The sequence below is a fragment of the Paraburkholderia xenovorans LB400 genome (assembly GCF_000013645.1).
Taxonomy (GTDB): Bacteria; Pseudomonadota; Gammaproteobacteria; order Burkholderiales; family Burkholderiaceae; genus Paraburkholderia; species Paraburkholderia xenovorans.
Window position 1 is genome coordinate 251711 of sequence record NC_007952.1, and the last position, 18259, is coordinate 269969.

Annotated in this window: 19 protein-coding genes; 15 read left to right on the forward strand and 4 right to left on the reverse strand. The window is 62.4% G+C overall.

The genetic code is table 11. The features are described 5' to 3' along the window. Positions 1 to 35 precede the first annotated feature (35 nt). Both BXE_RS23135 and BXE_RS23140 read right to left on the reverse strand, forming a co-directional pair. Complete coding sequence (locus BXE_RS23135) at positions 36 to 482, reverse strand: ArsR/SmtB family transcription factor (protein WP_011490555.1); 447 nt, start codon at positions 480 to 482, stop codon at positions 36 to 38. After that, complete coding sequence (locus BXE_RS23140; protein ID WP_011490556.1) at positions 479 to 1183, reverse strand: peroxiredoxin; 705 nt, start codon at positions 1181 to 1183, stop codon at positions 479 to 481. The genes BXE_RS23135 and BXE_RS23140 overlap by 4 nt, the downstream gene beginning before the upstream one ends. Before the next feature lie 166 nt (positions 1184 to 1349). On the opposite strand from BXE_RS23140, the gene BXE_RS23145 reads away from it, so the two are divergent. The 12 genes from BXE_RS23145 (at position 1350) to BXE_RS23200 (ending at position 12574) form a co-directional block, all read left to right on the forward strand. Then, on the forward strand, positions 1350 to 2285 hold the full coding sequence (locus BXE_RS23145) for a dihydrodipicolinate synthase family protein (protein ID WP_011490557.1): 936 nt from the start codon (positions 1350 to 1352) through the stop codon (positions 2283 to 2285). Next, on the forward strand, positions 2278 to 2712 hold the full coding sequence (locus BXE_RS23150; RefSeq protein ID WP_007180777.1) for a GlcG/HbpS family heme-binding protein: 435 nt from the start codon (positions 2278 to 2280) through the stop codon (positions 2710 to 2712). Before BXE_RS23145 ends, BXE_RS23150 begins: the two co-directional genes overlap by 8 nt. 43 nt (positions 2713 to 2755) lie before the next feature. Then, the gene (locus BXE_RS23155) at positions 2756 to 3934 is read left to right on the forward strand and encodes an LLM class flavin-dependent oxidoreductase (protein WP_011490558.1); all 1179 of its coding nucleotides are present in this window, start codon (positions 2756 to 2758) and stop codon (positions 3932 to 3934) included. Further along, positions 3931 to 5220, forward strand: a complete 1290-nt coding sequence (locus tag BXE_RS23160; RefSeq protein ID WP_011490559.1) for an LLM class flavin-dependent oxidoreductase — start codon at positions 3931 to 3933, stop codon at positions 5218 to 5220. The genes BXE_RS23155 and BXE_RS23160 overlap by 4 nt, the downstream gene beginning before the upstream one ends. Before the next feature lie 8 nt (positions 5221 to 5228). Continuing rightward, positions 5229 to 5930, forward strand: coding sequence for an enoyl-CoA hydratase/isomerase family protein (locus BXE_RS23165; RefSeq protein WP_011490560.1), 702 nt, complete (start codon positions 5229 to 5231; stop codon positions 5928 to 5930). Positions 5931 to 5959: 29 nt separating this feature from the next. Next, entirely contained in the window at positions 5960 to 7177 is a 1218-nt protein-coding gene (locus tag BXE_RS23170) for an ABC transporter substrate-binding protein (RefSeq protein WP_011490561.1), read from the forward strand. 8 nt (positions 7178 to 7185) lie between these two features. After that, positions 7186 to 8061 carry a branched-chain amino acid ABC transporter permease gene (locus BXE_RS23175; RefSeq protein WP_011490562.1) on the forward strand — a complete coding sequence of 292 codons (876 nt, stop codon included), beginning with the start codon at positions 7186 to 7188 and terminating at the stop codon, positions 8059 to 8061. A 7-nt stretch (positions 8062 to 8068) separates the two neighbouring features. Beyond that, entirely contained in the window at positions 8069 to 9100 is a 1032-nt protein-coding gene (locus BXE_RS23180) for a branched-chain amino acid ABC transporter permease (protein WP_011490563.1), read from the forward strand. Beyond that, entirely contained in the window at positions 9097 to 9870 is a 774-nt protein-coding gene (locus BXE_RS23185) for an ATP-binding cassette domain-containing protein (RefSeq protein ID WP_011490564.1), read from the forward strand. The genes BXE_RS23180 and BXE_RS23185 overlap by 4 nt, the downstream gene beginning before the upstream one ends. Further along, positions 9857 to 10648 carry an ABC transporter ATP-binding protein gene (locus BXE_RS23190; RefSeq protein ID WP_011490565.1) on the forward strand — a complete coding sequence of 264 codons (792 nt, stop codon included), beginning with the start codon at positions 9857 to 9859 and terminating at the stop codon, positions 10646 to 10648. Before BXE_RS23185 ends, BXE_RS23190 begins: the two co-directional genes overlap by 14 nt. Before the next feature lie 111 nt (positions 10649 to 10759). Beyond that, positions 10760 to 11842 (forward strand): porin, encoded by a 1083-nt coding sequence (locus BXE_RS23195; protein WP_011490566.1) that lies wholly within the window; start codon positions 10760 to 10762, stop codon positions 11840 to 11842. 93 nt (positions 11843 to 11935) lie between these two features. Next, positions 11936 to 12574 carry a peroxiredoxin gene (locus BXE_RS23200; RefSeq protein WP_011490567.1) on the forward strand — a complete coding sequence of 213 codons (639 nt, stop codon included), beginning with the start codon at positions 11936 to 11938 and terminating at the stop codon, positions 12572 to 12574. Positions 12575 to 12581: 7 nt separating this feature from the next. Here the strand turns inward: BXE_RS23200 and BXE_RS23205 are convergent, their stop codons facing one another. Continuing rightward, positions 12582 to 13148 (reverse strand): hypothetical protein, encoded by a 567-nt coding sequence (locus tag BXE_RS23205; RefSeq protein ID WP_011490568.1) that lies wholly within the window; start codon positions 13146 to 13148, stop codon positions 12582 to 12584. 104 nt (positions 13149 to 13252) lie between these two features. Beyond that, positions 13253 to 14254 (reverse strand): GlxA family transcriptional regulator, encoded by a 1002-nt coding sequence (locus BXE_RS23210; RefSeq protein ID WP_011490569.1) that lies wholly within the window; start codon positions 14252 to 14254, stop codon positions 13253 to 13255. Between the two features lie 458 nt (positions 14255 to 14712). Between BXE_RS23210 and BXE_RS23215 the strand changes: the two genes are divergently transcribed. From BXE_RS23215 to BXE_RS23225, 3 genes are all read left to right on the forward strand, one after another. Then, positions 14713 to 15561: an SIR2 family NAD-dependent protein deacylase gene (locus BXE_RS23215; RefSeq protein WP_011490570.1), complete on the forward strand. Its 849-nt coding sequence runs from the start codon at positions 14713 to 14715 to the stop codon at positions 15559 to 15561. 324 nt (positions 15562 to 15885) lie between these two features. Continuing rightward, positions 15886 to 16644 carry a hypothetical protein gene (locus BXE_RS23220; protein WP_011490571.1) on the forward strand — a complete coding sequence of 253 codons (759 nt, stop codon included), beginning with the start codon at positions 15886 to 15888 and terminating at the stop codon, positions 16642 to 16644. A gap of 236 nt (positions 16645 to 16880) precedes the next feature. Next, complete coding sequence (locus BXE_RS23225; protein ID WP_011490572.1) at positions 16881 to 17900, forward strand: helix-turn-helix transcriptional regulator; 1020 nt, start codon at positions 16881 to 16883, stop codon at positions 17898 to 17900. The last annotated feature ends 359 nt before the right edge of the window (positions 17901 to 18259 follow it).

Below are 18259 nucleotides of genomic sequence, written 5' to 3' on the forward strand. Positions count from 1 at the left end.
GTTGCGCGCTCATCTAATCGACGGATGGACGCATGTCAGTTGTCCGGCCCCGAAGGCGTGCTCTGACGCTGCACAACCTGCGCGAACATGAGGCCGTCGTCGGATTCGTTGAGCGAGTTTTTCCGGTCCAATGCGGCGCCTGCCGGTTGCGCCACGAGCGGCGTCGCCAAAGGCGCGGCCGTGGTCCTGACGGGAGCGCACTGGCGTAGCGCCTGCATCAGGATTCTGGGTGGCCCGTCCGCGACGTCGTAGACGACCGATTTGGCGCGGCGGCTCGCGGTCAGCACCTGGGCGTCGCGCATCACACCGAGATGCTGCGAAAGGTTGGGCTGACGCAGTCCCAGCGCCAGCTCGATTTCGGAGACCGCGCGCGGACCTTCGAGCAGCAGCATGGCGATCGCGAGCCGGCTGGGATGGCTCACGATGCGCAAATAATTGGCAATGGCGGTGATGTCCTGCGTGTCCATTCCATGTTCGCTCATGCGCGCCGTCCTCGCTTGACCGGTGCGCGCTCGGGCGGCGCGTCCTGGGCGATCTGGCGAGTCTGATAGTACCAGTCGAGTACATCGCCTTCCGAAAGGCGTTTCGACGCGTCCTCGATCGTCTTGGGTGGCGGCACCACGCATGGTGAACCCGGTTGCCAGTCGGCCGGTGCGTAGAGATTTTCCTGCCAGGTCATTCGGACTGCCTGGAAGAGGCGGAATGCTTCCTCAACCGAGCGGCCGGTGGAGATGGGATACCAGCTGATCGCCTTGATGATGCCCTCGGGGTCGATCAGGAACATGCCGCGTACCGTGCTCGACGAGACCGCTTTCGGCGGCAGCATGCCATAGGCCTTCGCCACGGCCATTGACGGGTCTTCAACGACAGGAAATGGAATGTCCATGTTGAAGCGCTCCTGAATACTGCGCAGCCAGGCGAGATGCGAGTAGAGCCCGTCTATGGAAAGCGCGAGAAGCTCGCAGCCAAGTTCCTTGAAACGCGGAGCGATGCGTGCAAAAGCGATCAATTCGCTTGTGCAGACCGGCGTGAAATCCGCAGGGTGGGAAAAGAACAGCAGCCATTTTCCGCGGTAATCCGCCGAGGAAACCATTCCCATTGTGGAGCGCGCCTCGAAGTCGGGCGCAGGTTCGTACAGGAAGGGCGGCCGCTGAGCGCGAAAGTCTTCTTCGATGTTGTCCATTCAATTTATCCGTTGTTGCGGAATTGCTGGGTTAGCGAATAACGAAAGCGTTTTTTGTTTGTTGACTTGCGAAAGAGCGAAATCAATACTGCAATTCCAATGCGAAACGAATGTAATTTAGCGGTTTAGAGCCAGAAAATCTACTAATACTTATCGAAATCTGCAAGTGAATACTATCAAATCCGCAAACTTCAAAACTACACCGGCACTCGTCGTGCCGCCGCTGACTCCATTCGATTCGTCGCTGAAAGTCGACCGCGCTGCGCTCGCTACTCATATCGACTACGTGGTCGAAGGCTGCCGCGCCACGATGGTGGTCGCAGCCGGCGTCGAGACACAGGAATATCACTATCTGCCCTTCGAGGAGCGCAAGGCGCTCGTGCGCGCCACGGTCGAGGCTGTCGACGCCCGGGTTCCCGTGGTGGTCGGCATCTCACATCCTTCGATCCGCAGCGCTGTCGAACTGGGGCAGCTTGCTTCCTCGCTCGGCGCCCACGCAATCCAGCTGCTCGCGCCGTTGCGTCCGTTCGGCGGCGCGCCCAGCACGGCGGAGGTCGTCCGCTATTTCGAGTTGATCGCGCGCGAAACCGAACTGCCGATCATGCTCTATCTGAATCCCGGTCCGGGCGCCGACCTCGGCCCGGAAGCAACGGTCGAACTGGCGAAGCTCGAGCGCGTGAAGTACGTGAAGGAAAGCTCGCGCGACCTCGCACGCGTGGGACGGCTCATCGAACAGATCGATCGGGCGGGTCACGCACAGTACCTCACGACGTCGCAAATGCTGCTGATCACGCTGCAACTGGGCGGCAGCGGCGCGACCATGCCGCCTCCGCTTGCCGAACTGGGCGCGAAGATCATCGCCGCATTCGACGCCGGCAACGCAGCCGAGGCCGCGCGACTGCAGCAGCAGTTTTCGCTGTTTCCCGCGCGCTGGATGCATCGCGGTCTGATGCCGACCATGAAAGCGGCGCTGCACGCGTTGGGCCGCGGCATCGGCGAGCCGTACCCGCCGTTCGGCACCCTGACCGACGACGAAGCCGCACAGATCGCAACCTATCTCCAATCCACAGACCTTAGCCACGTCACTGAAAATCATGCTTGAAATCCAACGACTTTCGGTCGCCGAAGCGGCCATCCTGCTCGAAGGCGCGCGCCTGAAAGCCACTGAACTTGCCATTCCGATGTGCACCGCTGTGACCGACGAATCGGGCCACCTCATCACGTTCGAGCGGATGGACGGCGGCAAGATCAGCAGTATCAGCATCGCGATCGACAAAGCGTTCACGGGCGCTGTCGCGCGCAAGGGCACGCACGTCTACAACCAGCTCTGCGTGCCGGGCAAGGGCACGTTCGGTATCCACGTCACGAACGGCGGGCACTTCAGCATCATCGGCGGCGGTCTGCCGGTGACGGTGAACGGCGCGATCGTCGGCGGCGTGGGTGTGAGTTCAGGAACCGCGGACGAAGACCTGATCGTGGCCGAAGCGGCCGTGGCCTGGTTCCGCGAACGGACCGGCTTCGCGGAGTAAGCGCGCGGCGCACGAGGGACCTCATTTTCCAGGCGCGAGAACCATGTCTACCATTACCGTCAATTCCAGTACCGCACTGCGCGGCCCGCTCGATTTCCCCGACAGCCCGCTTTCCCAGGCAGCAAAGCAACCGCTGATGCTTGGCCTGTTCCTGCCGATCCAGACCGGCGGCTTCTCGCAGTCGACGTATCCGCGCGGGACCGACTGGTCGTTCGAATACAACCGCGCGCTCGCGCTGCGCGCGGAAGCGCATGGCTTCGAATTCGCGTTCGGTCTCCAGCAGTGGGTGCCGAAGGGCGGTTTTGGCGGCGCTTCGCACTATCGTGAGAATTTCCTCGATCCGTTCATGGCCACGGTGGCGCTGAGCGCGTTGACCAGGCGGCTCATCACCATTTCGACCGTGCATATCCTGTATGGCGATCTGCATCCGCTGCATCTCGCGCGTTTCGCGGCGACGGTGGATCACATCGCGGGCGGCAGGTTCGGCTTGAACATCGTGACGGGATACGATGCCGCGGAGCCGCGCATGTTCGGCATGGAACGTATCGTGCACGACGAACGCTACGATCGGGCCAGCGAATTCGCGTCCGTGCTCGAAACACTCTGGGCCGGCGAAGAGAATCTCACGCACGAGGGGCGCTTCTACCGGCTGGAGGGCGCGTATGTTTCGCCGCGGCCCAAATATGGCCGGCCGATCATGGTCTCCGCGAGCGCTTCTCGCGCGGGTTTCGAGTACGCGTCGCGGCACTCGGACGTGGTGTTCACGTCGAGCCCGGCGGGTGCCGTTTTCGAGCGCGCTATCGAGGCGTTGCCCGAGCACGTCGCGCAGATTCGTGCGCCTTATGCGGGAACGGGCCGCGATCCGAAGGTCATCATCTTCCCCATGATCATCTGCAAGCCGACGCGCGAAGAGGCTTTCGCGTATCGCGACTCGATCGTGGCGCAGGCCGATTACGAGTCGATCCGCGCATATACGGCACGGCACAGCGGAGGCGATGCCCAGGGATGGAAGGGTCACGTTCCCGCCGACCGGGTTCTCGGCGGGCATATCCAGATAGTTGGGAGTCCAACGGATGTGGCCGACGCCTTGCAGAAGCTGCACGAAGCAGGCTTCGACGGCGTTCAGCTGGGCTTCTACGACTATGCGCCGGAACTCGAATTCTTCGCGCAGAACGTGGTGCCGCTACTCGAAGCGCGCGGTCTGCGGTCGAAGGCCGTATGAGCACCGGTCTGATCCTGAACGCGGTGGTGCTGGGTGTCGGCATGCATCCGGGCGCATGGCGCTACCGGCGCGACGAGGCGTTTTCGTCGCTCGGGCTGCCGTTCTATCGCGAGCTTGGCCGCACGGCGGAGGCGGGCTGTCTGCACGCGCTTTTTCTTGCCGATACGCTGGCGGTGGGCGAGGAGAACTTCGAGCGGCCCAATCTCGGCGCGGTGGATCCGCTGCTCGCGCTTGCCGCGATCGCGGACGCGACCACCCATCTCGGTCTCGTGGGCACGGCGTCGACGACCTATAACGAACCGTTCAGTCTCGCCCGGCGTGTCTCGACGCTCGATCATCTGAGCGGCGGCCGTGCCGGCTGGAATGTAGTGACGACCTTCGTGCCCGACGTGGCCGCGAATTTCGGCGATGCGCCGCTGCCGGCGCCCGCATCGCGCTATGCGCGCGCGGAGGAGTTCGTCGACGTGGTGCGGGCGCTCTGGCAGAGCTGGTCGCCGCGGGCGCTCGTCGGCGACAAGGCTGCGGGCGTGTTCGTCGACGCCGCGCAGGTACACGTCATTGATCATCGCGGCGAGCACTTCAGCGTGCGGGGACCGGCGACGCTGCCGCCTTCGCCGCAGGGTTCGCCGGTGCTGTTTCAGGCCGGATCGTCCGAAGCGGGCCGCGCGCTGGCCGCACGCACGGCGGACGCCGTGTTCACGGCGCAGAACACGCTCGCCGGGGCCCAGGCGTTCCGCGCGGATATCCGCGCGCGGGCGCGCGCATTCGGCCGGGACCCCGACCGCGTAGCAGTGCTGCCCGGTCTGTTGGCGGTGCTGGGCGGCACTGAAGCGCAGGCGCGCGAACGCAAACGTGAACTCGACGCACTTGCCGGCGACGCCGAACTCAGGAAGCTCGCGCTGCGTGTGGGCGTTCCCGTCGACGCGCTCGAGCTCGACAAACCGTTGCCGTTCGACGCCATCCGCGCGAACACGGCCTTCAAGGGATCGGAGGGATTTCGCCGCGCCGCGCTGGAACTGGGGCTGCAGGAGAACCTGACTGTGCGCGAGATTCTTTATCGCAACGGCGGCGGGCATCTGCAGGTGGTCGGCACACCGGAACAGGTCGCGGCGACGATCGAGACGTGGCACCGCGAGCAAGGCTGCGACGGCTTCAATCTGATGATCGACGTGCTGCCGGAAGGGCTCGCCGATTTCACCCAACACGTGATTCCGCACCTGCAAAAGCGCGGTCTTTTTCGCAGCGAGCCGGTTGGCACAACGCTGCGATCCAATCTAGGTCTATGAGGTCAGCGATGTTGCAGTACACGAAAACAGACGACGTGGCGCGTATCACGTTCGACAGTCTCACGACATCGAATGCGATCACGTACCGCATGATGAACGATTACATCGCGGCGCTCGCTGCGGCGCGCGAGAGCCGCGCGCGCTTCCTGCTGATCGACGCCAAAGGCGCCGACTTCACTGTGGGCCGCGACCAGAAGGAGCGCGTGCCCGATGTGACGCGCGAACAGAATCTCACGCTGATTCTCAAGGCCAATGCCGCGCTGCGTGCCTTCGACGGCGTGAGCATTGCGCTGATCCAGGGGCGCGCGCTGGGTTTCGGCTCGGGCATCGCGTTGCACAGCACGATTTCGATCGGCGCCGACGACGCCGTGCTTGGCTTCGACGAGATCCATCACGGACTGGCGCCGCTCGTGGTGGCCGCGTATGCGCCGTATTTCATCGCGCCGCGCATCGCGCAGGAGCTCGTGATCACGGGGCGCGCAGTGCCGGCGGAGGAAGCGCGCGCCATTGGCCTGCTGAGCCGCGTGGTGCCGCGCGCCGAACTCGAGCGTGCGGGACAGGCGCTCATCGAAAGTCTGCAAGGCTATCTGCCTTCGGCATTGCGCCTGCTGCGCGACTATCACGAGGGCGTTGCCCGCTATCCCGACGACGCGACGCTCGGCGCCGCCGTGCAGCGTCTCGCGACGTGGATCGAACAAGGCAAGCCGTGAACCCAACGACGCACAAACCAACTCGCATCATGCTAAAAGAACAGATTGCCGCGACCCTGCTTGGGCTCGCGCGGATCGCGGCCGTTGCGGCCGCAACGGTATCGATGGCGCAGGCGGCGCAAGCGGCCGAAGCACCCTACAAGCTCGGCTATCTTGTCGACGCATCGGGGCCGCAATCCACCACGCTCAAACCCACGTTCGACGCGTTCCAGCTCTATATCGCGCAACTGAATCGCGCAGGCGGCGTCAACGGGCGGCAGGTGCAGATCATCACACGCGATATCCAGAGCGACACGCAGCGTTCGCTCAACGCGGTCGAGCAGCTCAGGAGCGAGAGCGTTTCGGCGGTGCTCGGCCTTGGCGCGACGAACACGCACGCGCCCGTATACGCGGCGGCGCAGAAGCTCGGCCTGCCCGTGCTCGCGTCGAATCCGATCAACATTCCGATCGTGCTTCCGCCGGTCAAGCCCTATGCGTTCGGGCTCGGCCAGGAGTTGACCCTCGCGGGCATAATCGGCGGGCACTTTGCGCACCGGTTGCGGCCGCAGGGCAAGACCATCGCGTGCGTGGCATTCGAAGTGCCGGGCTCGATTCTGAGCTGCAACAAGATCCTCGAACAGGCAAAGGCCGAAGGCTATCAGCGCGGCGAGCTCTATACGGTGCCCATCAGCCAGCGCGATTTTCGCGCGGTCGTCGACAGGATCGTGTCGCTGAATCCTGACGTCGTGGCCGACTGCATCGGCCGCGAACATCTTGCCGCGCTGCTGCCGGTGCTGGCCGCTTCCGCATATAGCGGCATCTTTCTCTCGATGGACACCGGCATCGGCGACAAGACGCTGATCGATGCCGTTCCGGCGAACTCGAAACTTCAGGTCTACAGCTTCACGCGTTTCGTGACGCATGGCGACGGCGCCGGTCCGCAGGCGAGCGCGCTGCGCACCGCGCTCGCCGCTGCCCACATGCCCGACGACGACGCGAGTTACGCGGGCGGCTGGGCACTGGGGCTCGTCGTGACCGATGCGCTGCGCCGTTGCCGGGGCGCGTGCGGCCCCGATGCGCTGCGGGCCGCGCTGGAGAACGTGGACATCGACAGCGGCGGTCTCACGGGCGCGCGTCTCACCTTCACGCCGAACGACCACTATGGACCGTCCGCGTGGCGTCTGTATCGCTACGACGCAGCGGGCAAGTCTCTCTCCGCGGTGGGCGGCTGGCAGCGCATTGCGAGCGACGGCAAGCTCACGCCCTGAGGATTGTGATGAACGTCTGGTCTTTCTCGCTCGATCTGCTGAGCAGCGCCGTAACTTACGCGTTGCTCGCGCTCGCCGTGGTGCTTGCGTGGCGCACGAGCCGCGTGCTGATGTTCTGCGTGGGCGAGATCGGCATGACGAGCGCCTATGTGATGAATGGCATCGCTCGCGCAGCGGGCGGCGGCGTGTGGGGTTTCGCGCTGGGCGTGGCCGGTGCGCTCGTCGTGGCCGCGCTGATCGGCTGGCTGCTATTCGCGCTGCTACGGCAGCTGTCCGCGGCGGGCGATTACTTTGTCGGGACGGTCGTCACCATCGCCGTGAGCATCTTTCTTACGGGCCTGATGTCTTCCGTATGGAGCGGCGAAACCGTGCAACTGCCGTTGCCGCATCCCGTGCTTGCATGGGGCGGTGTGACGTTCTCCGCGGTCAGTGCGTGCATCGTGGTGATCGGCGCGGCGCTGATCGGCGTGCTCCTGTTCGCGTTCTACCAGTCGCGCGCCGGGATCGAACTGCAGGCTGTGGCGGCCAACTGGACGCTCGCGGTGCTGAGCGGCATTCCTGCAGCGCGCTGGTTCGCGGCCGTCTGGATCGTTGCGTCGATGCTGAGCGCCGTGGGCGGAATCTCTTCAGGTGCGATATCGGCCGTGTCGATCAGCGGGGCCGCTGTCGGTTTCTCGGGGATCGTCGCGGCGATTATGGGCGGATTGACGAGTCCCGCGGGCGCACTCGCGGGCGCGTTCGCGCTCGCCCTCGGCGAGAACCTCACGAGCCTCTGGTTCGACGCGCGTTACAGCGTCGCCGTGCCGGTCGTCCTGCTGGTACTTCTGCTGGCCATGCGGCCGGCGGGGTTGAGCGGACGCGTCGAACACATTTCGAGAAGTTGAGCTGAGTATGTCGAGTCTTCAATCAGGTGCGCTGGAACCGCATACACGCACGATCTTTCCTCGCGGCGCCGTGCAGCCCGCGCTGCTCGCGGTGGCGATCGCGGCACTCGCCGCGCCGTTCGCGCTGGGCGGCTATGGGCTTTACATTGCATCCAGCGGCGGTGTGATGGCGCTCGGCGCGATGGCGCTCACGGTCCTTTCGGGGTCCGCGGGCCTACCCTCGCTCGGCACCGCCGCTTTCATGGCAATCGGCGCGTTTTCGGCGGGCATTCTTGCGACGCAATGGGGCTTGGGTATGCTGCCGGCCCTTCTGCTCGCGCTCGTTCTCGGCTTCGCCGCCGGCGCGGGCGTCGCGTTGCTCACGTTACGTGTTTCGGGGCTTTATCTGGCGGTCGGCACGCTGGCATTGCAGCACGTCGTGCAGATCGTCGCGACCGACCTCGATCTCAAGTTCACCTACGCAAGCGGCTTCATGCTCGAGTCACCGCATATTGCGGGCCTCGCGATCGATACACCGGCGAAATGGTGGGGGATGACGATCGTGCTTCTGCTCGGCGTCTATGTGCTGTTTCGCAGCCTCCAGCGCGGCCATGTGGGACGCGAGTGGGCTCTCCTTCGCACGGAGCCGACGGCGGCCGCGACACTGGGCGTTTCGCCGGTGCGCGCACGGCTCACGGTCTTTGCGTTGACGTCTGCGGTGATCGCCGCATCGGGCGCCATCGACGGATACCGGCTGGGCAATGTTCAGGCGACGGGCTATTCGCTGCATCTGGCCATCATGTATCTCACGGTCGTCGCGCTCGGCGGCGCGGGCAGGCTCGTGGGCGCCGTGGTCGCCTCGTATGCGATCGTCGTGCTGCCCGACGCCATTGCGGCGGTTCTCGCCACGCTGGGTATCGACGCCACCACGCGCCTTGCGGGCATCGACAACATGTTGCTCGGCGCGCTGCTCGTCTGTGCGTTGCTCGATCTTCCGGCGCGCGCGAGGCGCGCCATTCTGCGCCCCGGCGCTGCATCCGCCGCGCGGAGGGAACCGTGACTGAAGCGCAGCTTATGGAAGTGCGCGCGCTGTCGATTACGTACGGCGTGGATCGCGCGGTCGATCACGTCTCGTTCGCCATTGCGCGCGGTACGAGTCTGGTGCTCGCGGGCAACAATGGTGCGGGCAAGACTTCCGTGCTCGGCGCGCTGGCGGGTTTACGCCTGCGCGGCCAACGTGTCAGCGGAGAAGCGGTGTTCGGCGGCGTGGTCTTGCGTATGGGCGATATCGCGCAGCGCATCAGGCAGGGTGTGCGCCTCGTGCCGGACCGTGAGAAGGTATTCGGTTTGCTGAGCGTCGCAGACAATCTGCGGATCGGCGCTGCGCGCACGCGCAGCAACGCGATTCGTCTCGACGACGTACTGGGATGGTTTCCGCGACTTGCCGAACGCAGAGGTTCGCTCGCGGGCAACCTCTCGGGCGGCGAGCAGCAGATGCTCGGCATCGGCATGGCTTTGCTCGCCTCGCCGCAACTGCTATTGCTCGATGAACCGACGCTCGGGCTCGCCGTGCCGGTCATCGAGGATCTGTGCGAACGGCTCGCGCGTTTGCGCCGCGAAGCCGGTCTTACGATGCTCGTCGCGGAGTCCGATTCGCAATGGCTTGCCGCGCTCGCCGACACTGCCGCCGTGCTGGATCGCGGACGTCTGCTGCGTACGTTCGGCACGTTGTCACGGGGCGATCTCGGCACGATCCACGATCTCATGCTGGGACTTGGCGCGAACGGCGATGAAGCCGATCGCCCGGAGGATCGCCATGCAACGGTCTGATCCGTCGATTGTATTGAGCCTCCAGCGCGTGAATCTCTCGTTCGGCGGGCTTCAGGTGCTGCGCGACGTCGAATTGTGCCTGCAGGCCGGGGAAGTGCTTGCGCTGATCGGCCCGAACGGCGCGGGCAAGTCCGCGCTGCTCAACTGCATCACGGGTGTCTACCGTCCGGCGGCAGGCAGCGAGATACGGCTGCACGACACGCGTATCGACGGCCTCGCGCCGCATCGTGTCGCGAGACTCGGTATTGGGCGTACGTTTCAGGGACTCAAGCTCCTGCGTGAGCGCACAGTGCTCGACAACATTCTGCTCGGCTGGACGACGCGGTTTTCGCTCGGCGCACTGGGCAGCCTCGCGCGGCCGTGGCGCGCGCGTCGCGAGGAGCGCGAGGCCCGCGAGCGAGTGTATGCGATGGCCGAGCTATGCGGTCTCGCCGAACTGCGCGATGTGTACTGCGGCGAGCTTCCACTTGGCGTGCTGCGTCGCGTCGATCTGGCGCGCGCGTTGTTGCGCGATCCGGACGTCCTGTTGCTGGACGAGCCCGCCTCCGGGCTCAGCCACGATGAGAGGCCGTTGATCGGCGAACTGGTGCGCATTGCGTGCCAGGACGCAAAACGGTCTGTCGTATGGATCGAGCACGATCTCGACCTCGTATTGACCGAAGCGCACCGCGCCGTGGTGCTGCATCACGGCACGGTGGTGACTTCCGATAACCCCGCTCAACCTTCCGGCCGCGCGCGTCTGCTGACGGCTTACCGGAAAGGGCGGTTGACGGCGTAGAAGTGCTCACCGCCGCCTCGTGAACGCGAGGTGGTCAGTTCCATGTTTTCTTCACACACTGCAGTGTCTGGAACGGTTGAAATTTTGGTCATATAATCAGGTATACTAACTATGAAAAAATTAAATGGTCTGTTTGGGGCCGTGATTGCTGTGTTCACGGTGGCGGCACACGCGCAAAGCAGCGTGACGCTATATGGCAGTATCGACGAAGGCGTCACCTATACGAGCAACATCAAGGGGCACGGCACCGCCTCCGTTGGCCCTGTGGCGGTGCCTGACTTCTACGGCATTCGCGGATCGGAAGACCTGGGCGGCCAGTTCAAGGCGATTTTCGCCCTGCAGAACGGTTTTCTGTCGAGCACGGGTGCCGGCACGATTGCGGGTGAGGCGTTCAGCCATTTCGCGTGGGTCGGCCTGTCGAGCAATCGTTACGGCGCGTTGACGCTCGGTCGTCAACTGGATCTCACAACGGAAACGCTGCGTCTGGATTCGGACGGCAGCGTGCAGTACACGTTCTATCTGTTCCACCCCGCCAACCTGGACAACCTCGGCATTCGCGGCGACTCGATCAACAACTCGGTCAAGTACGCGACGGCGGATTTTCATGGTCTCAAGGCAGCCGTGCTCTACGGCTTCGACGATACGTCGACGCAGCCGGGGCGTGTCGTCAGTGCCGACGTGATCTACACGAACGGGCCGTTGCGTGCGTCGGCGGTGTATAGCAGTTGGCGCAACCACTCGATCGACGTAGGTTCGCAACTGGGGTATGCGAGCTTTCTCGGTCAGTCGCTCGCGAAGGGCAGCGTCTTTCTCGCGAAGAAGCAGGACATTGGCGGTCTTTCGGCAACATGGTCGGTCAACCAGAATCTGGCGCTGCACGGCGTGCTTACGCAAGTCAATCTGAGCAGCGACTATGGTTCGGGCCGCATGAGAACCGTCGAGCTTGGCGCGGATGTGCACACGAGCGTGGCCAATATGGTGACGCTCGGCGGATACGCGTCGTGGCTGACTGGCACGCGCTACACGGAAGTCGGCGTGGGCGACGTCTACTCGCTGTCGAAGCGCACGATTGTCTACGCGCAGGCCGTGTATCAGCACGCGCAAGGTTCCGGCAATGCGGCGATTCCGCTGCTTTCGCCGTCGAACAGTCCTAACCAGACGGCGTTACGCGTGGGCGTGCATCAGTTTTTCTGAGTCGGCTTTGAAGCTGGTTTATTCGACGGAGGCTTTGCACGGAGTGGCAGCGCCTGCGTGTCAGTCATCTATCAAGTTCTAAAGGAGAGCATCATGAGTCTACGTCTTGGCGATATCGCGCCGGATTTCGAACGGCAGTCGAGTGTCGGCCCGATCAGATTCCACGAGTGGCTGGGCGATAGCTGGGGCGTGCTGTTTTCGCATCCCGCTGACTTCACGCCTGTCTGCACCACCGAACTCGGTCTGACCGCGAAGCTGGCCGGCGAATTCGAGAAGCGCAACGTGAAGACGATTGCGTTGTCGGTGGACAGCGCCGAGTCGCACAAGGAGTGGATTAAAGACATTAACGAGACTCAGGCCGCCAATGTCGGCTTCCCGATTCTCGCGGACGGCGACCGCAAGGTTTCCGAGCTGTACGACATGATCCACCCGAATGCGAACGAAACGCTGACCGTGCGCTCGCTGTTCGTGATCGACCCGAAGAAGAAGGTGCGTCTCATCATCACCTATCCGGCCAGCACGGGCCGTAACTTCGACGAAGTGCTGCGTGTGATCGATTCGCTGCAGTTGACCGACAGTCACTCGGTTGCAACGCCGGGCAACTGGAAGCAGGGCGATGACGTGGTGATCGTTCCGTCGCTGAAGGACGAGGAAATCATCAAGCAGAAATTCCCGAAGGGCTACAAGGCGCTGCGTCCGTATCTGCGCATGACGCCGCAGCCGAACAAGTAGGGGATGGCTACCTGACCAATGCGAGCCGGCGCGGCACCACGCGGACCGCGCCAGTTCCCTGCGTCACGCGCCTACGCAGAAACTGCGGAACAATAACAGCCTGAGCCAGCGTATGAAGCGCCGATTCTGCGGGGCGTGTTCCGGCCATCGCCCATAGTCCGTATCGAACCTGCGGCAAACGGGTCACATCGCCGGAAAACAAAGCCATTTCCACACGCGATGACCACCTGGACGCCCGAATGGCGTCGTTGGCACCCACGCTGTTCCAGCAAAAAGATCCCAACGCGGGAGACGACGACCTGACCAGATGAATGATCATGTCCGCGCCGCTGCCGTCGCGTTGGTGGGCGATCTCCCAGCATAGCGACCCATCCAGCACCGGAAGGTCCCGTATCCATGCGTTGACCTCGGACTCCGCAAAGCCCCACACGCGCAGGCCAATGCGCCACGCTGCGTGGCGCATTGGCCTGGTTCGATTGCCGGGATATCCGTTGAGATCCATTGCATGGGGATGGAGGTTTCGCATACTGTCGTGCTCCTTGTTGTCCAGTAGGTTGATAGTGTGGCTTCGCATGCAGTCAAATCGTGTCTCAACGCAGGCTTAAATCTCACGGGCGGCGAGGATGGAGAAAACATAGCTGTTTGAGCGGGATAAGCTATGCATCAACGCAGGCGCTATCAGCGATCGTGCGGTTGACGATGGCTGTTGCGATATTCGCTGGGCGTTGTCCCCATGTGTTTGCGAAAGAGCCTGGCAAGTTGCCCGCCATCGCCAAATCCGCACCGCCGCGCGATCTTGTCCACCGGCAGTGCGGTTTCGACAAGAAGTCGGCAACTCATATCGAGCCGGACATAAAGCAGATAGCCGGATGGCGTCACGCCTATTTCCGCTTTGAAGCGGCGCAGAAAGTTGCGCTCGCTCATAGCGGCGATCCCGGCTGCCCTGTCGATGGAAATCGGCTGGTGGCCATTCGCTTCCAGCCATTGCGCCGAGGCCCGGATCTTGTCGCTCACGCTTCCCGAAGCGTTTCTATTCAACACCGATGTGAACTGTGTCGATGCGCGTGGTGCCAAAGACGCCGCGGCTTTGCACGTGATCTCCGTGCCGAGATCCGCCTCGATCAGATTCAAGGCACTCTCAAGCGGACTCGATACTTCGCGTTGCGTAGCCGGGTCCGTTTCGCGGCGAAAATAGTGGCGCGGCACGAGGCCGCGAGCACTTCCGATACCGGCTGAAGATGCAAACCCGGCGGCTTCGAGCAGGAACTGGCCTTCAGCGATAGAGAGAACGTTTTCGCTGCGCAAGTGGGTGCGCCGCAGCCATGCCAGCAGCCGTCCATCACGCGCGGCGTCGTGCACGCCCGTGCCGCCGGCAATGAACAAGGCGTGGAAGTCGTGTGCATGGCCGCGCGCTTCAACGCTGTCTGTCCACACAAAGACCGACGATGAACTGGCGATCCGGCCGCCTGCTGACGAGAGCAGCCGGACGACATAGCGCGGCGCGTCGTGTCGACTAGCCTCCGCAAATCTGTTGGCCGTCTCAAACGCCTCAACGATGGACACAGTGTCAAGGAGCGAAAAGCCGTTGAAGACGGCTATGCCAATGTGTTTTGCGGCGCGTCCGTCACGCGGAACGCGTCGTTGAATGACGGTGTTGTGTAGGTCGATATGGCACTCCATCTACGGTTCTCCCACGGAAATAATTTTTCTTCCAGCTGTTTCGTAACCGGACTGTTCGACTGCCCGGTCTCGTATATGAGCAAGCGGGACATGGGTGCGACAGTTCAGCCTGACGAAAGACCCGAATTCATGATTGCAACCGCCACCAAACTTTAAAAATGAGAAGGATCACTGATTTATTTGGTGGATCAAAGAAAAATGGCGAAGTGGGTCAACACACAGAGGCGATGCGGACGAAAGGATTCGCCGTGGTTCAAAGTTCGTTTCATTTCCCTCGTTTCGAAGCCGTCGCAGTGACAAGATAGCGATGCGATCAGACAACTGCTGTCTCATTCGGGTCGGTTTGGTCGCCGAGGTGCCGGGACATCATGTGTCTCGTTGGTGCGGTAGTCTGGCCGCCCGGCACGTGCGCGCTGAATGAGTAGACTGCGATTGTCGGGAGCCAAAGTGGCGGGCAAATGGCGATTCTGGATATCGAGGTGATTTCAATGCAGGAAGAACGGCTACAGCAAGCGGTCGCATGGCTGCGCGAAGCAGACGGGTTGCTGATCACCGCGGGAGCGGGGATGGGCGTCGACTCAGGTCTGCCCGATTTTCGGGGCAATGAAGGCTTGTGGCGCGCCTACCCCGCGCTGGCCGAGGCAGGGTGCGATTTCCAATCCATCGCCAACCCGCGCGCCTTCATGGATAAGCCAGAATTGGCCTGGGGGTTCTATGGACACCGCCTGAAGCTTTATCGCGAGGTCGAACCTCATCCGGGCTTTGCCATTCTCAGGCGCTGGGGCGACCGCCTGCGTCAGGGCGCCTTTGTTTTCACGAGCAATGTGGATGGGCAATTCCAACGGGCGGGATTTGCGGAAAGCCGGATCGAGGAATGCCACGGCTCGATTCACTATCTGCAGTGCACGGAGCCGTGTTTTTCGCTAATCGAGTCGGCTACGGACTTCGTGCCGAGCATTGATGAACGCGAATGCCGGTGCATTGGTCCGTTACCGCGCTGCAAACGCTGCGGGGCGATTTCGAGGCCGAATATCCTGATGTTCTGGGACTCGGCGTGGCTATCCTCCCGAGCCGATGCACAGGCCGCACGCCTCGCCGGCTGGCTGAGGACGGTCGAACGGCTTGTTGTCGTCGAAGTGGGGGCCGGCACCGCATTGCCTACTGTGCGGCGTTTCAGCGAACGGCACGGTCCACGGGTAATCCGCATCAATGCGCGCGAAGCACAGATCGATCCAGCACGCGGTGTCGGTATCGAGGGACGGGCTGTGGAGATTTTGACGGCAATTGACAGCGGCTTGGACGTATAGAGCAATTTCGCATAGCCGGTTTTCATTAGTGATTCGATTGCGCACATGCCATGTGTGAAGAAGCCGGCTTTGAATGTCGGAGGCGGTAAGCATAGTGAGGTGCCGGGTACGTATTCGCCTTAAAGAAACCCAGGCACGCGCCGATAGAGCGTTGAGTCGGGACGGAGCCGCGTACTAACGGGGTGGCGATCGTCCAATAGATCGAACTACGTCCCCACGCGAGAGCGAATCAATGGCTGTTCGTCACGCCGTTGTGTGATCGTGGGGGCGCCCAGATAAAAGGAGAAGTAGTTAGTGTTTCCAGAAAGTTTCCTGCACACCGGCATGCAGATCACCGACACGCAAGCCATGCAGATCGTCGGTTTCCGTAGCGCATACGCCTATCCGGCAGCACACCTTGTGCTTGACGACCACGCCGGCGACTTCGGGTTGCCGGGCGGGCAGTGGGCGAAAGTCGTGACCCCGGCGCAAGGTGACGTCACTGACGCGGCGCTGGATGCGTATCACGAGCGCCTGCTGCGTTCTGCAAACCCGACCGAACGATTGCTCGGTACGGCGTCGATAGTTTTTTGGGGATTCTATACATTTGGTCCGGCATTCGCGGCTATCCGCGTTCACCGCCATCTTTTTGGCCGCGGTAATCAGCAGATAACCCGCGCCGAGCAAATCGCGGACGTACTGGAAGAGGCTGACACAGCGATCAAGGCGGGAAATCCAGGCGCGGCGCTGGGGATGTTCACCGGAATCAACCAGTTGAGTCGCACGCCGTTCGCCTCGAAGGTGGTTGCGCTACTGGACCCCAGGCGTGCTGCGGTGTATGACAACAGAATCTGCAAGGGCCTGCGGAGCAGTCCTTGGGCGGCGAACGGACCGTTTGCAAACGGCGTGGGGTCGGTTCAACTTCGGCGGGTCCAGCGCGAATATGCGAACTGGTGCAGCTTCACTCAGGCTATTGCCGAACAGATGAACGAGGGTTGCTCGCGCGGACTTGCGTGGCACTGGCGCGACAGGCGGGATGCCCCGCAGTCGTGGCGCGCCATTGATGCCGAACGTGCCATCTTTGCCATGTTTCAACCGGACTGAGTGGCGCTTGTCTGTGTCCTGCGGAGAAAGCAATTGCCGCTGGCCAATCCCGCCCCGTCGCGGGATACAACGACGATAGGCAATAGACGACAGGCAGCACCGCGAGCTGGCAGGCTTACGGGCCGTTTCCCGGCCTGAAGAAATCCCGTCCATCTGTTGAGTATTCGCTTAAGATCCGTTGCGCGCCGCCGTTAACCTCTGTGACGTAAAGCCTATAACCACACACGCTCCGCTGCATGGACACTCTCGATAGCAAGATAATTAGCGTATTGCCTAACGCCGGCGGTAATGCCGGGTTTCTCAGCACCCCGGGTGTTCACAAGAAGCTGGAGGTCATCGAGTCGGACGTGCCGGTTATCAAAACAGTGCAGCGGCGATTGGAGAAGCTCCATCTCGAAGGCCTTGTCGAGATGGAAAAGCGCGGGGCGGCATGGTTCTGGCGTAAAGGCGCCGGCGCGGGTGGTATGGCCGGAAAATCCGGCTCCATCATGACGCGTGAAGAGGCGCTTGCCCTGCACGTGCTACGCAGCTTCACATCGCGGCAAATCCCCACGCTGGTTGCCGAGGCGCTCTCCGATCTGTTCAAGGTCGCGGACAAGCGTCTGGAAGCAGCGGTGACCGAGGACGAGCGCCGTTACAGCCGGTGGGCGGACAAGGTCGCGGTGGAACACAGCGGTTTCGCCTTGCGATATCCCCAGATCGATCCTGAGATATTCGGCACGATTTCCCAGGCGTTGTTTCATGAGCGCAAGCTGGAAATTCTCTATCGTCCGCGCTCCAATGTGACGAACGACAAGTGCAAGGTGATCCTGCCGCTCGGTCTGGTCGAAGTAGGCGGGCTCGTGTATCTGATAGGCGGCACAGAAGGACGTTCGAATCCGACGATGTACCGGCTGGACCGCCTGGCGAGCGCGAATATGATGCTGGAATCGTTTTCGTATCCGCGTTCTTTCAAGCTCGATGACTACGTGAAGCAGCAGCGCCAGTTCGACTTCATGGTGGAAGGTGAAGTGACGCTCAAGCTGCGTTTCGTCAACGGCGCCGGCGATCATCTTCTCGAGACGCCTTTCGCGGCTGACCAGGAAACCCGACAGACGAGCACTGGTCTTGAGGTGCAGGGAACCGTACTGCTCAGCCAGCGTTTGCGCTGGTGGTTGCGCTCATTTGGCCCGTACGTGGAAGTGATGGAACCTGAGAAGCTTCGGGCAGAGCTGGCCGACGAAGCACACGCGCTTGCGGCGCTTTACCGGCGCTAGGATTGCCCACAATGCGCCGTCCGGCGGTTCCATAAGACGAAGCGGTGTCCGGATCGAACAGTCGCCGGATCGAAACTTTGAAGCCTCGTGATCACGCGCTGATAGTTAATCATCTGCAGGGCGCTGAGCTACGCGCACCGTCAATCCGGCCTGCATGCAACGGCCGAATGTAGTAATCCGCCAACATGTTAGCTTTTTCCGTCACCCGCCATTTCCGGTGCGGTGGACTATGTATGATGCACCGCAACCAGAAAGTACTTTTCGACTTTTCGCCATGATGGATCGGGGTGATCGTCTCTAGCAGATAGTGCGGTATGCCGTACGAATACGGCAAATACAGCGATCGTAATTCCGATTTA